Raw genomic sequence first — 15,163 nt, 5'->3', positions numbered from 1 at the left:
CGCATGAGTCGAATGGAGAACGCGGCGCAGGATGACACCGCCTTCCGCCAGGCGCTGCGCGGCTGGCTGGCTTCGGCCTACACCCGCTTCGCCCGGGATTGGCCGGGCGGGGCGATGCCGCGCGACCTGGATTTCCGGCGTGCCTGGGAAGACACCCTGTGCGCCAATGGCTGGTCCGGCCTGGGGTGGCCCAAGGCGTACGGCGGGCAGGACTTGCCGCTGTCGCGCCAGGCCGTGTTCCATGAAGAACATGCGCGCTGCGGCGCGCCGCTGGGCGTAAACCTGATCGGCCACGGCATTCTGGCGCCGACCTTGCTGCACTTTGGCACCGAGCCGCAAAAGCGGCGTTTCCTGCCCGGCATCCTGGCCAACCGCGAGGTCTGGTGCCAGGGGTATTCGGAGCCGGGCGCCGGGTCCGACCTGGCATCGGTGCGTACGCGCGCAGAAGCGGTGGCGGGCGGCTACCGGCTGAATGGACACAAGATCTGGACGTCGTTCGCCGACCGCGCGCAGTGGTGTTTCGTGCTGGCGCGCACCGATCCGCAGGCGCCCAAGCACCGTGGCCTGAGTTTCCTGTTGGTAGACATGCGCAGCCCTGGCGTTCGCGTGGAATCCATCCGGCAGATCACCGGCGAAGCTGAATTCTGCGAGGTGTTCTTCGAGGACGTCTTCGTGCCGCAGGACCTGCTGCTGGGAGAGCCGAACCAGGGCTGGAAAGTGGCCATGGCCGCCGCCAGCTTCGAGCGCGGCACCTACTTCATTCCCCGTCTGGTGCGCTTTTCCCAGGAGCTGGCTGTGGTGCGCCGCCTGGCGCTGCGCCCCGATGCGTACGGGCACGTGCTGGCCTCGTCCGCGGCCGTCCGCCACAAGTGGGCGCGGCTGGCGGCCGACAGCCATGTGCTGGCGCTGAAATCGCAGCGCGCGCTAAGCGCCGCCATGCGGGGCGACCCGCCCGGCCCGGAAGGCTCATCTACCAAGATCCACTGGAGCGAGGCGCACCAGCGCCTCTTGGAACTGTCGATGCAACTGCTGGGCGAAACAGCTTGTCTGGCGGAGGGCGCTGACGAGCAAGCGGCGGCGCTGGCGCATGCCTACCTGTGGTCGCGCGCGGAAACGATTCTTGCCGGCACGTCCGAGATCCAGCGAAACATCATCGCCGAGCAAATGCTGGGCTTGCCCAAAGGCTGACATGACTTTGCCCCTGACTGAAGACCAGCGCATGCTGCAAGACGCGGCGCAGCGCTTCCTGGCCGATCGCCACCCGCCTGCCGTGGCGCGCGGCGCGGCTGGCCGCGAGGCTGATGCCCGGCTGGCCCTGTGGGCCGACATCGCGGCGCAAGGCTGGCCCGCGCTGTTGGCGCCCACCGCGTCCGACGGCCTGGGATTGGGCCTGCGCGAAGCCTGGATCGTGGCCGAGGCCGCCGGGCGGCATCTGCTGAGTCTGCCGCTGGTGGCCAATATGGTCGTGCTGCCCACCTTATGCGAGGCCGGCCTTGAGGGCGCGCCCGCGCAATGGGCGCGCACGATGATGGAAGGCGGCGCGTATTTCGCTGACGCGGCGTTGCGCCCGGATGGGTCTGCCTTTTTCGAGGGCGCGGGCGACGGCGTGCCGGCGCTTGCGGTGCGCAACATTGGCCCGCATGCCTTGCGGCTGGAGCGCTATGCACCCGCGGCGGGCGTCGCGGGCCTGGACCCCACGATGCCGGTGGCGCAGGTGGCGCGCCCCGAATTGCTGGACCGCATCGATGTGCAGGTCAATGCCGGCACCTGGCGGCGGCTGCGGACGCGGCTGTGCCTGCTGCGTTCGGCCGAATTGCTGGGCGCGGCATCCGCTGCGCTGGACATGGCCGCGGCTTATGCCCGCGAGCGCCGCCAGTTCGACCGCGCCATCGGCGCCAACCAGGCGATCAAGCATCGCCTGGCCGATGATTGGATGGCGCTGGATGACGCGCGGCTTGCCGGCATGGCGGCGGCGTCGGCGCACGATGCCGGGGATTCTTCCGCCGATCGCGACAGCCTGTACGTGCCCTTGCTGGCGGTGGAGGGGGGACGCCGCGCCGCGCAGAACGCCATCCAGGTGCATGGCGCGATGGGCGTGACCTGGGAATGCGACGTCCACTTGTATCTGAAGCGGGTGTTGCGCCTGTCGGCCAGCCTGCATGCCGAGGCGTCTTGCGCGGAATTGTTGGAACGCATCTGGGAGGGTGCGGCAGAAGAGGGGGCCGCCTGACGCCAGGCGGCGTCCGACCTACAATCCCGCCATGAATAAATCGAACTTCCCCTCTGAACTGGACCAGCCGACGCTGTCCGAAGTGGACGGCGTCCGCTATCTGCACTTCAACACCGAATGGGTCCAGGGTGCGATGCGCATCAAGAACCCGTCGGAACTGGTGCTGGAATACACCGGGCAGATGATGGCCTGGCTGCTGTTCCTGGAACCGCCCAAGGAAGAGGCCATCGGCATGCTGGGCCTGGGCGCGGGATCGCTCGTGCGGTTCTGCGTGAAGCACACGCGCAGCCCGTTGCTGGCGGTGGAATGGAACCCGCGCGTGACGGCGGCTTGCCACATGTTCTTCCGCCTGCCGGGCGAAAACCGGCTGACGGTCGAGCACACGGATGCCGGTGTCTGGGTGGCCGACCCGATGAACGCCGGACGCTGCCCGGTGCTGATGGTCGACCTGTACGACGCCGCGGCCCAAGGGCCGGTGCGCGACAGCGTGAAGTTCTACCGCGACTGCCGCCGTGTACTGGGGGATGTGGGGGTGCTGGCGGTCAATCTGTTCGGCCGCCACGACAGCTTCGGCAAGAACATCGACAACCTGTCCAAGGCGTTCGATGACCGCGTGGTGCTGCTGCCGGAAATCGACGCCGGCAACCAGATCGTGCTGGCTTTTTCGGGCCCCAGCCTGGCGATCACCCCGGCGGAACTGCTGGAACGCGCCGAGGTCGTGGAAGCCAGGTACGGCCTGCCCGCGCGCCGCTGGGCGCGGGCGCTGACCCGCCACGCCGTGGGCGGCGTGCTGCATTTCTAAGGCGCGGGCGCCCAAAATCTTATTAGGGTAGTCACGGGGCGGAAGGGGGTTTACCTTTCCGCCCGCCGGGATCTATCATGGGCTTATTCATAATTATGAATTACGGCGTAATCAAAGCCGTCCCCCATGAGCCAACCTATCGTCCGTCAAGCCCTGTACCTGGAAGTCGCGGATCGGCTGCGCGCCATGATCCATGCGCGCGCGCTGAGCAACGGCGAATGGATCGACGAAATGCGGCTGGCGGGCGAGCTGGGCATTTCCCGCACCCCCCTGCGCGAAGCCTTGAAGGTGCTGGCCACCGAAGGGCTGGTGCGGCTGGAGCCGCGGCGTGGATGCTTCGTCAACGAACTGTCCACGCAAGACTTGGAAGACATTTTTCCGCTGATGGCCATGCTGGAAGGGCGCTGCGCCTTCGAGGCCGCACGCAAGGCCAGCGACGCGGAACTGGCGGCGCTTGAGCCCCTGCACGCCGAACTGGCGGGCCATGCCAAGGCCGGCCGCATCGACGCCTACTACCAGACCAACTACCTGATCCACGAAGCCGTGCAGGCCTTGTCGGGCAACCAGTGGCTGACGGACATGGTGGGCAATCTGCGCAAGGTGCTTAGCCTGTCGCGGCACCGCAGCCTGGCGCGGCCGGGGCGCATCGAACAGTCCTGCGCCGAACACTTGGCCATCTTCGCCGCCTTGAAAGCGCATGACAGCGACGCCGCGCAGGCGCTCGCGCATACCCATTTGATGCGGCAGCTGGAAGCGCTGCGCGCATTAGCCAATGAAGACGCCGCCGATCCGGCGTTATCCGATCCCATCGTCATCCAGGAGCCCGCCCATGTCCGTACCCGCCAATCTCGCGCCCGCGCGGGGCGCACGCACGCCTGAGCCCGAGGCCGAAGCGATCGACGCCGCATCGGCCGCCGAAAGCGCCAGCCTGATGACGCGGCTGGGCCGCCTGTGGGAGCGCGGGCGCCTGCCCAGCGAATCCGAAGTGCGGCGCCTGTTCGAGGCGCGCCTGACGGACGTGGCCGCGAACAAGCTGGCGCGCCGCTGGTGCGAGCAGTACAGCGCAGCCGACAGCAAGGACCGCCGGCTGATGCTGGCCGCGTTGGCGCAGGTGCGCGCCACGTATGCGGGCGAGGGCGGCGAAGGCACGCGCTTGTTCAAGCGCTTCAATGCCCAGGCGCAAGGCCTGCGCTTCCTGGTGGAGCTGCGCGCCGACATGCTGCGCTGGCGCAAGCAGGTCGCGGGTATCCAGAGCCTGGACAAAGAGCTCGAAGGCCTCTTGTCAGCCTGGTTTGACGTGGGCCTGCTGGAGCTGCGTCCTCTCACCTGGGATTCGCCGGCGTCGCTGCTGGAAAAATTGATCCTGTACGAAGCCGTGCATGAGATCACGTCGTGGGACGATCTGCGCCGCCGCGTGTCGCCCGACCGCCGTTGCTATGCGTACTTCCATCCGCAGATGCCCGGCGTGCCGCTCATCTTCGTGGAAGTGGCGTTTGCCAGCCAAATGGCCGACAACGTGCAGGTGCTGCTGGACAGCACGCTGCCGCCGCAGGACCTGGACAAGGCGCGCTGGGCGATCTTCTATTCCATCTCGAACACACAACCGGGCCTGAAGGGCATCAGCTTCGGCAACTTCCTGCTCAAGCGGGTGGTCGAGCAATTGCTGGACGAACTGCCCAAGCTGAAGTCGTTCGCCACCTTGTCGCCGATTCCGGGGTTTTCCGACTGGCTGGGCAAGCTGGACGCCGAATCCGTCGAGGCCATCGTGCGTGAAGACAAGGCGCGCGCCAAGGAACGCAAGCGCGAAGGCGTGCCCGACGGGCAGCGCTGGGTGTCGCGTCTGGCCCAGGCCGCGCAAGGCCGCACGTCGGACGTGGTCAAGCGCGCGGGTTTCCGCCTGGCCGCCAGCTATCTGCAATCCATGAAGAACAATTTGCCGCTGGACGCCGTGGCGCGTTTCCACCTGGGCAACGGCGCGCGCATTGAGCGCCTGAACTGGGCGGCCGACACCTCGCAGAAGGGACTCAAGCAGTCGTGCGGCCTGATGGTCAACTATCTGTACGACCTGGACGAGCTGGACACGAATCTGGCCAAACTGGGCGAAGGCCGCCCGCAGGTCAGCCGGAGCGTGGGCCGCGTGGCCTGACCGCCGGATACCCGGCGCCATCCATCAATAAGAAAAGGGCAGGGGACATGACGGAAGACGTGACTGGCCGCGTGCGGCTGGAACGCGAGGGGGCGCTGGCCTGGGTGACGCTGTCGCACCCCGGTCGCCTGAACGCGATAACGGTGGGCATGTGGCGTGAACTGCAAGATGTGTTCACGCAGCTTGCCGCCGACGACGCCCTGCGCTGCGTGATCGTGCGCGGCGAGGGCGGCAACTTCGCCGCGGGCGCGGACATCCGCGAGTTTCCTGCCCAGCGCGCCGATATGGCAGGCGTGCAACGCTATCACCGCGACATCCTGGCGCCCGCGCTGCGGGCCGTGGCCCAATGCCCGCATCCCGTCATTGCGCAGATCGAAGGCGTGTGCGTGGGCGGGGGGCTGGAGATCGCCAGCCAATGCGACCTGCGCATCGCAGGGGCGTCGGCGCGCTTCGGCGTACCCATCAACCGGCTGGGCTTTCCCATGGCGCCTGATGAAATGCGCGGGCTGCTGGCGCTGGCCGGCCGTGCAGCCACGCTGGCCATCCTGCTGGAGGGCCGCGTGTTCGGCGCCGAAGAGGCGCAGGGCCTGGGCCTCCTGACCCGCATCGTGGCGGATGATCAGGTTGCCGAGGCCACGCGCGGCAGCGCCGACCGCATCGCCCAGGGCGCGCCGCTGGCCGCCCGCATCAACAAGCGCTTGTCCGCAAGGCTGGCCCAAGGCGGCGCCTTGACCGAGGACGAGTATCAGGATTATTTCTCCTATGCCGAAAGCCGGGACCACAAGGAGGGCGTGCGCGCTTTCCTGGCCGGCGTAGACCCTTCCTTTTCCGGAGACTGACCAAGGTGAGCAACGCCAACCTCTATGCTGTCCTGCAAGGCGGCTTTCCCGAAGACCGCAGCAAAGTCGCGCTGGAAACGCCCGACCTTGAATACACCTGGGATGACATCGATCGCGCCACCGCGTGCCTGGCCAATCTGCTGACGTCGCTGGACCTGCCGGCCGGCTCGCGCGTGGCGGTGCAAGTCGAAAAGTCGCCCGAAGCGCTGCTGCTGTACCTGGCCACGCTGCGCGCCGGCCTGGTGTATCTGCCGTTGAACACCGCGTACCGCGAATCCGAGATCGAGTACTTCCTGGGCAATGCCGAGCCGGCTGTGGTGGTCTGCGCCAGCAAGAACCGCGACTGGGTGCAACGCGCGGCCGATCGCGCCGGTTGCGCGCACGTCTACACGCTGGACGAGGACCGCACCGGCACGTTGCTGGCGGCCGCCGGCGGCTTGCCGCAAACCTTCAAGACCGTGGCCCGCAAGCCGGATGACCTGGCTGCCATCCTGTACACGTCCGGCACCACCGGCCGCAGCAAGGGCGCGATGCTGTCGCACGGCAACCTGGCGGCCAACGCGCAGGTGCTGCACGAATACTGGGGATGGCGCGAAGACGACGTGCTGCTGCACATGCTGCCCATCTTCCACGTGCATGGCCTGTTCGTGGCTTCGCACGGCGCCTTGCTGGCCGGCGCCAAGATGATCTGGCTGCCCAAGCTGGATGCCGACCAGGCGCTGCACTACCTGCCGCAAAGCACGGTGATGATGGGGGTGCCGACCTACTACGTGCGCCTTCTGGCGGATCCGCGTTTCGACCGCGCCGTGTGCGCCAAGATGCGCCTGTTCATTTCGGGTTCCGCCCCGCTGCTGGCCGAAACGTTCTCCGACTTCAAGTCCCGCAGCGGCCACGCCATCCTGGAACGCTACGGCATGAGCGAAACCGTCATGCTGACGTCCAACCCCTACGACCCGAAGCTGGGCGAACGCCTGGCCGGCACGGTTGGACGGGCGCTGCCGGGCGTGCAGGTGCGGGTGGTGGATGACGCGGGCACTGCGCTGGCGCCGGGTGAAATCGGCAACGTGCAGGTGCGCGGCCCCAACGTGTTCTCGGGCTACTGGCGCATGCCGGAAAAGACCCGTGAAGAATTCACGGAAGACGGCTGGTTCAAGACGGGCGACGTGGGCCGCTGGGGCGGGGAATCCGCCGGGCGCGACGTGCCGGCCGACTACCTGTCCATCGTTGGCCGCAGCAAGGACCTGATCATCTCGGGCGGCTTCAACGTCTACCCGAAAGAGATCGAGACCCTGATCGACGACATGCCCGGCGTGGCGGAATCGGCCGTCATCGGCGTGCCGCACGCGGACTTCGGCGAAGCCGTGGTGGCCGTGGTGGTGCCCAAGGACGGCGTGTCGCTGGACGCAGGCGCCATGCAGCTTGAGCTGAAGTCGCGCATCGCGAACTTCAAGGTGCCCAAGCGCGTGCACATCATTGACCAGCTGCCGCGCAACACTATGGGCAAGGTGCAAAAGAACGTGCTGCGCGAAACCTATAAGGCGCTTTGACGCCTGCCAGGATGCCGGTCCCGATGGGCCGGCATTTTTTTATTCAAGGAGGTCCATCCCCACCCAACGCAACGCCGTCCTGGCAGCTTCATTCCATAAGAATTTCAAGAGACGAGACGCACAAAACCGCGCCGTCCCCATGATGCAGCAAAGAGGAGACAACATGACATATCGCAAGACCGCCGCGGCCGTATTCGCCGTGGCCGCCCTGGGTTTCGGCGGCATCGCCGCCGCGCAATGGCCCGAGCGTCCGATCACGCTGATCGTCCCGTTCCCCGCAGGCGGGGGCACCGACACCTTCGCCCGTCCGCTGGCCCAGCAACTGACCACGCAGTTGGGTCAGGCAGTGGTCATCGACAACAAGGGCGGGGCGGGCGGCACGGTGGGCGCAGGCGTGGCCGCCAAGGCGCGGCCCGACGGCTACACCTTCTTCATGGGCGGCGCGCACCACGCGCTGGCCCCGTCGCTGTACAAGAGCCTGAACTACAACATCCAGAAGGATTTCGTGCCCGTCGCCCTGGTGGCCCAGCCGCCGCAGGTGGTGGTCATCAACGCCACCAAGCTGCCGGTGAAGACCTTGCAGGAATTCATCGACTACGCCAAGAAGCATCCTGGCGAAATCAACTACGGCACGGCCGGCAAAGGCAGCACGCACCACCTGGCCGGCGAACTCTTCGCCATGCAGACCGGGATCAAGCTGGTCGACGTGCCCTACCAGGGCGCGGGTCCGATGCTGTCGGCGCTGATCGGCGGCCAGGTGGACCTGGCGTTCGACGGCCTGGGTTCGTCGTCCGGCCATATCCGCGCGGGCGTGATCAAGCCATTGGCGGTGGCCGCCACCGAGCGCTCGGCGTCCTTGCCCGATGTCCCGACCGCCGCCGAGGCCGGCGTACCCAACTACGTCGTGTCGACCTGGTACGCCATCTGGGCGCCGGCCGGCACGCCGAAAGAGGCCGTCGACAAGATGGCCGTGGAAATCACCAAGGCCTTGAACACGCCGAAGATCAAGGAAACCTGGGCCGGCAACGGGTCGTCGATTCCCACGCTGACGGGCGCCGATTTCGGCAAGTTCGTCGACAGCGAGGTGGATCGCTGGGCAAAAGTCGTGAAGGATTCCGGCGTCAAGCTGGATTAATGCACTCGCACGGACCGGATTCCGATTACTATTGATAATCGTTATCATTGGTAAATCTGCTTTCCGGTCCGTCGAATGCCATGAATCAAAGCGGTTCCCCAGCCCCCGTCGAGGGGCTCTACATTCAGCACCAGTCATGGTTGCGCGACTGGCTGCGCCGCAAGACGGGGTGCCCGTTCGACGCGGCCGACCTGACCCACGACACCTACCTGAAAGTGCTGGTGCGGGATGACGACACGCGCACCTTGCGCGAGCCGCGTGCCTATCTGACGACCATCGCGCACGGCCTGATGGTCAATCTGTTCCGCCGCCGCGACATCGAACGCGCGTATCTGGACAGCCTGGCGCTGGTCGAAGATGCGTTCGCGCCATCGCCCGAGCGCCGCGCCCTGGCACTGGAAGCGCTGATCGAAATCGACCGCCTGCTTGACGGCCTGCCGGCCAAGGTGCGCAAGGCGTTCCTGCTGGCACAGCTGGAAGGCCTGCGCCATGGAGAGATCGCCGAGCGCATGCAGGTGTCGGTCAGTTCGGTGCGCCAATACCTGGCGCGCGCCATGCAGCACTGCCTGGCGGCCTGGTGAGCCGGCGCGCCACGGCGCGGGCCGAACTGCCGCAATCGGTCATCCGCGAAGCCAGTATCTGGTTCGTCCGCCTGGGCGCCGATGAGGCGACCCCGGAGGACGGCGCCGCCTGTCGCCGCTGGATCGACGCCAGCCCGCTGCATCGGCTGGCGTGGGACCGCGTCGAGATGCTCGGGCGCCAGTTCGGCCAGGTCGAACCGCAGGCCGGGCTGGCAGTGCTGGACCGTGTTCCGTCGCGCGGCCGGCGCCAGGCCTTGAAGGCCTTGTCGCTGGCGTTGGGCATGGGCGGGGCGGCGGCGGCCGGCCTGCCGTGGCGGACCTGGACATCGGACTTTGGCACGGTTGTGGGCGAACGCCGCGTCACCACGTTGTCCGACGGCAGTGTGCTCACCCTGAATACCGACAGCGCGGCCGACGTGCGCTTTGACGCCGCGCAGCGATTGATCGTCCTGCGCAAGGGGGAGTTGCATATCGCGTCCCATGCGGACCCGGCGGTTCCGGGCCGCCCGCTCGCGGTCGCCACGCCGCTGGGGCGGATCACCGCGCTCGGCACCCGCTACGTGGTGCGTCTGCTGGAGGGCGAGGCCTGGGTTGCCGTGACGGAAGGCGCGGTCCGGATCGAACCCGCGGCGGGCGGCGAGGGCGCCGCGCGGGTCGTGGAGGCGGGCGCCGGCACCTATTTCAATGCAAGCACCGTTCAGGCCGCAAGGCCCGCGCCGCACGCCGACGCCTGGGTCCAGGGTGCGCTGTTTGCCGACGCGATGCGGCTGGATGCGTTCGTCGACGAACTCAGCCGCTATCGCAAGGGCCGGTTGGTGTGCGATCCGGCGGTGGCGGGCCTGCGCATTTCAGGGTCGTTCCCGCTGGGCGACACCGACCGCGTCCTGGCCGCCGTCGAGCGCGTGCTGCCGGTGCAGGCGCGGCGGTACACCCGCTATTGGGTGGTGTTTGGCCCGCGAGGGTAAGCGCAAAGAATTTTGCGTGCCACGCTGTCACTTTTGCATTCTCGATTGGCATACGGGTGAAGCAACACATCACTTCGCCTGGAACCCAACGAAATGTCTCTGCCCTTTTTCCCTTCCCATCCCGCCGCGCCGGCGGGTCTGCGCGTCAAGGCGTTCGCCGCGTTGGTGCTGGCCGCGATGGCCGGCGCCGCGTTGCCGCCCGCGCCCGCCCAGGCCCAGTCCTCGGGCGCCGCGGCCGCGGCCCGCCACAGCGTGAACGTGCCTGCGGGCGCGCTGGGGGCGGCCCTGTCCAGCTTTGCCCAGCAAACGCAGGTGCTGCTGTCGTTCGACCCCGCGCTGGCCGTGGGCATGGAGACGGCCGGCCTGCAGGGCGGGTACGGCGTGGACCAGGGCTTTGCCGCGTTGCTGGCGGGCACCGGACTTGAAGCCGTGCGCCGGGCGGACGGCGATTACCTCTTGCAGCGCGTGGATGGCCAGCAGGCGACCCAGCTGGCGCCGGTGGTGGTGTTGGGGGCGGGCGCCACGACCGAAGGCACCGGGCTGTACACCGCAGACTGGATGCGTTCGGCCAACGGCCTGGTGCTGTCGCAGCGCGAGACGCCGCAATCGACCAGCGTGCTGACCCGCCAGCAGATGGACGACCGGTCCATCACGTCGGTACGCGACGTCATGGAAAACGCCACCGGCATGAACGTGCAGCAGGCGGAGTCCGAGCGGCTGAGCTACTACTCGCGCGGCTTTTCCATGGACACGTTCCAGTTCGACGGCGTGGTCAAGCCGCTGAACGGCATCTACCAATTCGGCGACGGCAACCTGGATCCCGTCATCTATGACCATGTGGAGATCATCCGCGGCGCGACCGGCCTGATGAGCGGCACCGGCAACCCCGGCGGCTCGGTGAATTTCATCCGCAAGCGGCCCACGCGCGAATTCCAGGGCGACTTCAAGCTGTCGGCCGGCACCGAAGACACCTACCGCGGTGAAGTGGACCTGTCCACGCCGTTCAATGAATCCGGCTCGGTGCGCGGGCGCATTGTCGGCGCCAAGGAACGGCGTGGCGACACCATGGACCTCTACAAGAAAAAGCGCGATGTGCTCTACGGCATCATCGAGGCGGACGTGGCCGAGGCCACCACCATCAGCGTGGGCGGTTCGGTGCAGCGCACGCGTCCCAGCGGCATCAGCTGGGGCGGCTTGCCGGCCCTGGACGCCAATGGCAAGCCGATCGACTGGCCGAGGGGGCAGGCCATGGGCGCCAAATGGTCGCGCTGGGACACCGATTCGCACGAGTACTTCGCGCAGATCGACCACGGATTCGCCAACGGCTGGAACGCCCGCCTGTCGTACACCCGCCTGGAAAACAAGTTCGACGCGCCGCTGCTGTTCACGTCCGATGTGCCGGTGACCATCGACGGCTTCTCGACGCCGCCGCTGCTGCGCAAGTTCGTGGGTGGCAGTGACCAGGACGTGGTCGGCGGCTCGATGGACGGTGACTTCGACGCTTTCGGCCGCCGCCATCAGTTCAACATGGGCTTTTCGCATTCGGTCATCAAGGCGTGGAACCAAAGCTGGGACACCTCGGACCAGGCGACCTACCCCATTCCCGACGTGAAGAACTGGACGGGCGACTGGCCCGCGCCGAACTGGGACATCCTGGCGCTGTCGCAGACTAACCGCAACGAGCAGACGGGCGTCTACGGCACGCTGCGCCTGGGCCTGACTGACCGCCTGTACCTGTTGACCGGCGCGCGCTGGACCCGTTGGGAATCGACGGAAACCAGCTGGGGCGTGACGGGCTATTCCCACACGTACTCCGAGGTCACGCCGTATGTGGGCGTGACTTATGACCTGAACGACACCTATACCGCCTATGCCAGCTACACCAACATCTTCCAGCCGCAGATGGTGAAGACGCAGACGTGGGAGATGGCGGGGCCGGCATATGGCCACAACTACGAAGCGGGTCTGAAGGCGTCGTATCTGGACGGCCGCCTGAACGCGTCCGTGGCGGTGTTCCAGACCGACCAGAAGGATGTCGCCGAGTACGGCGGCTACGACTATGCGCACGACGACGGCTGGTACTACATCCTGGACGGGACCCGCACACGCGGGTTCGAGGCCGAAGTGGCCGGCGAAGTGATGCCGGGCTGGAACGTCTTCCTGGGCTACACGTACCGCCAGTCCAAGGACAACACCGGCAAGAAGGTGCAGACCACCCAGCCTGAGCAGCTGCTGAAACTGAGCACGGCATACCGCTTGCCGGGCGCGTGGAACAAGCTGACGGTGGGCGGCGGCGTGCGGTGGCAGAGCCAGACCAGCGCGCAGACCTATTACGGCCTGCAATCCGGCTCGATCGTGCAGAAGCCCTATGCGCTGTTCGATCTGATGGCGCAGTACAACTTCTCGGACAAGACGCAGCTGCAACTGAACGTGCGCAATCTGGCCGACAAGAAGTACTACCGCTCCATGGGCTTCTACAACTCGGTCTTCTATGGCGAAGGCCGCGCCGCGCTGGTCACGCTGACCCAGCGCTTCTGACGCCTAGCGCCACTCGCTGGCCTGGCTGAGCTTGGTCAACTGGTCATGCGTCAGCGTCAGGCTGGCGGCCTTGACCAGTTCGTCCAGCTGGGCGATCGAGGTGGCGCTGACAATGGGCGAGGTGATGCCGGGCTGCGCGATCTGCCAGGCCAGCGCGGCCTGCGCAGGCGTGCAGCCGGCGTCCTCGGAAATCTCGTCCAGCGCCTTCAGGATGCGCAGGCCCCGGTCGTTCAAGTACGTGTCGACAATCTTCTGGCCGCGCGCGCTTTTGCCCACGTCGGCCGCGCTGCGGTACTTGCCGCTGAGAAAGCCGCTGGCCAGCGCGTAGTAGTTGATCGTGCCCATCTGCTGGGTCTTCACCAGGCTCTGCAAGCCGGATTCGAAGGGCTCGCGGCTGTACAGGTTGTATTCCGGCTGGATGCTTTCATAGCGCGGCAGGTCGTGCCGTTCCGCCGTGATCAGCGCTTCGGACAAGCGCACGGCCGTGTAGTTCGACGCGCCGATGGCGCGCACCTTGCCGGATTCGATGTGCTTGGCGTATTCCGCCAGCGTGTCGGTCAGTGGCGTGTCGGGATCGTCCTTGTGGGACTGGTACAGGTCCACATGGTCCGTCTGCAGGCGGGCCAGCGACGCTTCCAGCGAACGGCGGATGTAGGCGGGCGCCAGGCCGCGGGCGTCGGGCCCCATCTCCATGCCGACTTTGGTGGCGATCAGCACGCGGTCGCGCTTGCCGGAACGCTTGAGCCATTTGCCGATCAGCGTTTCGGATTCGCCGCCCTGGTTGCCCGGGACCCAGCGCGAATAGACGTCGGCGGTGTCGATGAAATTCAGGCCCGCGTCGACCAGGGCGTCCAGCAGCGAGTACGTGCCGGCTTCGTCGACGGTCCAGCCGAAGACGTTGCCGCCGAAGGTGAGTGGGGGGATTTGCAGGCCGGAACGGCCTAGAGCGCGTTTGATCATGGTAGGGCCTTTGGATGCGGCGGCAGGCTGCCGGGAAAGGGTGGTCCGCCGCCGGTTTAGTATATTGGCGCCGCGTGCCCCGGTGTGGGGCATGCGGTGAGCGGCATGCACCATTTCAGGGATTCCCCCCAAGTTATTTTGCTTGGCGGCAAGTTAGACTATACGGCTTTATGGTCAGCCAAACAGGCGGGAAACCGCCAATGCAGCCATAACGACGAAACCCCCCACGAAACCCCCACGACAACCCCCAAACGAACAACGATCAAGGGTTCAAGGAGCTTAGTATGCTGATCGGAAAAAAACATTTTCTGACGGTTGGCGCCATGGCGCTGGCGATGGCTATCGCCGCGCCTGTGGCCGCGCAGCAGAAGTCGGTGGCAATCACCGCCATCGTCGAGCACCCGGCGCTGGACGCCGTGCGTGACGGCGTGCAAGACGCGCTTAAGCAAGCCGGCTATGAAGCGGGCAAGAACCTGAAGTGGCAATATCAAAGTGCGCAGGGCAATAACGGCACCGCCGCGCAGATCGCCCGCAAGTTCGTGGGCGACAAGCCCGACGCCATCGTCGCGATCGCCACTCCGTCGGCCCAAGCCGTCGTGGCCGCCACGAAGGACGTGCCGGTGGTGTATTCCGCCGTGACTGATCCCGTTGCCGCCCAACTGGTTGCCAGCATGGACGCCTCGGGCACCAACGTGACCGGCGTGTCGGACCTGCTGGCCCTGGACAAGCAGGTTGACCTGATCAAGAAGATCGTCCCCAACGCCAAGCGCGTGGGCATGGTCTACAACCCGGGCGAAGCCAATTCGGTCGTGGTTGTGAAGAAGCTCCAGGAAATCCTGCCCAAGTACGGCATGAGCCTGGTCGAAGCCGCCGCCCCGCGTTCGGTCGACGTGGCTTCCGCCGCGCGCAGCCTGATCGGCAAGGTCGACGTCATCTACACCAACACCGACAACAACGTCGTGTCGGCCTACGAATCGCTGGTGAAGGTCGGCAACGACGCCAAGATCCCGCTGATCGCCTCGGACACCGACAGCGTCAAGCGCGGCGGCATCGCCGCCCTGGGCATCAACTACCGCGACCTGGGCGTGCAGACGGGCAAGGTGGTCGTGCGTATCCTCAAGGGCGAAAAGCCCGGCGCGATCCCGTCGGAAACCATCTCCAAGCTTGAGCTGTATGTGAATCCGGGCGCTGCCGCCAAGCAAGGCGTGACCTTGTCGGATGCCATCATCAAGTCGGCTGCGGTGGTCGTGAAGTAAAGCGGTTCCGCGCGGACCCCGCCACGCCTATCCGGCGTGCGCGGGGTTTTTGTTAGGTTTTTTTGGTGTCTTGCCTTACCCCCAGGTCTTCAGGGCGGCAGCGTTCACAAGATGCTCGCGGCCCGGCGCAGTCTGCTGGTCTTGAATTGCCAGGTGCCCCGCCA

The 15,163-nt window shown here is 66.6% G+C and carries 13 protein-coding genes; 12 read left to right on the top strand and 1 reads right to left on the bottom strand.

All coding sequences use genetic code 11. The features are described from left to right. Positions 1–3 precede the first annotated feature (3 nt). The 11 genes from CEY09_RS13560 to CEY09_RS13510 all read left to right on the top strand — a co-directional run bounded on the left by CEY09_RS13560 (position 4) and on the right by CEY09_RS13510 (position 12,783). Positions 4–1,188, top strand: coding sequence for an acyl-CoA dehydrogenase family protein (locus tag CEY09_RS13560; RefSeq protein ID WP_088589007.1), 1,185 nt, complete (start codon positions 4–6; stop codon positions 1,186–1,188). 1 nt (position 1,189) lies between these two features. Next, complete coding sequence (locus CEY09_RS13555) at positions 1,190–2,230, top strand: acyl-CoA dehydrogenase family protein (protein WP_234818294.1); 1,041 nt, start codon at positions 1,190–1,192, stop codon at positions 2,228–2,230. 31 nt (positions 2,231–2,261) lie between these two features. After that, positions 2,262–3,032: a class I SAM-dependent methyltransferase gene (locus CEY09_RS13550; RefSeq protein WP_088589006.1), complete on the top strand. Its 771-nt coding sequence runs from the start codon at positions 2,262–2,264 to the stop codon at positions 3,030–3,032. Between the two features lie 126 nt (positions 3,033–3,158). Continuing rightward, positions 3,159–3,911, top strand: coding sequence for a GntR family transcriptional regulator (locus tag CEY09_RS13545; RefSeq protein WP_006225640.1), 753 nt, complete (start codon positions 3,159–3,161; stop codon positions 3,909–3,911). Then, positions 3,862–5,178, top strand: coding sequence for a malonyl-CoA decarboxylase domain-containing protein (locus CEY09_RS13540; RefSeq protein WP_167390075.1), 1,317 nt, complete (start codon positions 3,862–3,864; stop codon positions 5,176–5,178). Before CEY09_RS13545 ends, CEY09_RS13540 begins: the two co-directional genes overlap by 50 nt. Positions 5,179–5,225: 47 nt before the next feature. Beyond that, positions 5,226–6,017 carry an enoyl-CoA hydratase/isomerase family protein gene (locus CEY09_RS13535; protein ID WP_088589005.1) on the top strand — a complete coding sequence of 264 codons (792 nt, stop codon included), beginning with the start codon at positions 5,226–5,228 and terminating at the stop codon, positions 6,015–6,017. Positions 6,018–6,022: 5 nt separating this feature from the next. Continuing rightward, positions 6,023–7,564, top strand: a complete 1,542-nt coding sequence (locus CEY09_RS13530; RefSeq protein WP_088589004.1) for a malonate--CoA ligase — start codon at positions 6,023–6,025, stop codon at positions 7,562–7,564. A gap of 163 nt (positions 7,565–7,727) precedes the next feature. Continuing rightward, positions 7,728–8,699: a Bug family tripartite tricarboxylate transporter substrate binding protein gene (locus CEY09_RS13525; RefSeq protein ID WP_006225644.1), complete on the top strand. Its 972-nt coding sequence runs from the start codon at positions 7,728–7,730 to the stop codon at positions 8,697–8,699. A gap of 80 nt (positions 8,700–8,779) precedes the next feature. Next, positions 8,780–9,280, top strand: a complete 501-nt coding sequence (locus CEY09_RS13520) for a sigma-70 family RNA polymerase sigma factor (protein WP_088589003.1) — start codon at positions 8,780–8,782, stop codon at positions 9,278–9,280. Beyond that, positions 9,277–10,245, top strand: a complete 969-nt coding sequence (locus CEY09_RS13515; protein WP_088589002.1) for a FecR domain-containing protein — start codon at positions 9,277–9,279, stop codon at positions 10,243–10,245. The genes CEY09_RS13520 and CEY09_RS13515 overlap by 4 nt, the downstream gene beginning before the upstream one ends. Positions 10,246–10,338: 93 nt before the next feature. Continuing rightward, a complete protein-coding gene (locus CEY09_RS13510; protein WP_088589001.1) occupies positions 10,339–12,783 on the top strand; it encodes a TonB-dependent siderophore receptor in 2,445 nt (814 codons plus the stop codon). 3 nt (positions 12,784–12,786) lie between these two features. Here the strand turns inward: CEY09_RS13510 and CEY09_RS13505 are convergent, their stop codons facing one another. Then, positions 12,787–13,743, bottom strand: coding sequence for an aldo/keto reductase (locus tag CEY09_RS13505; protein ID WP_088589000.1), 957 nt, complete (start codon positions 13,741–13,743; stop codon positions 12,787–12,789). 284 nt (positions 13,744–14,027) lie between these two features. On the opposite strand from CEY09_RS13505, the gene CEY09_RS13500 reads away from it, so the two are divergent. Beyond that, positions 14,028–14,999 carry an ABC transporter substrate-binding protein gene (locus tag CEY09_RS13500; RefSeq protein ID WP_006225649.1) on the top strand — a complete coding sequence of 324 codons (972 nt, stop codon included), beginning with the start codon at positions 14,028–14,030 and terminating at the stop codon, positions 14,997–14,999. Positions 15,000–15,163: the final 164 nt, after the last annotated feature.

Origin of the sequence: Achromobacter marplatensis, assembly GCF_002209535.1 — a bacterium.
GTDB classification, from domain to species: domain Bacteria; phylum Pseudomonadota; class Gammaproteobacteria; order Burkholderiales; family Burkholderiaceae_B; genus Achromobacter; species Achromobacter marplatensis.
Note: the sequence above shows the minus strand (reverse complement) of the source record. Positions and strands in the feature narration are given on the sequence as shown.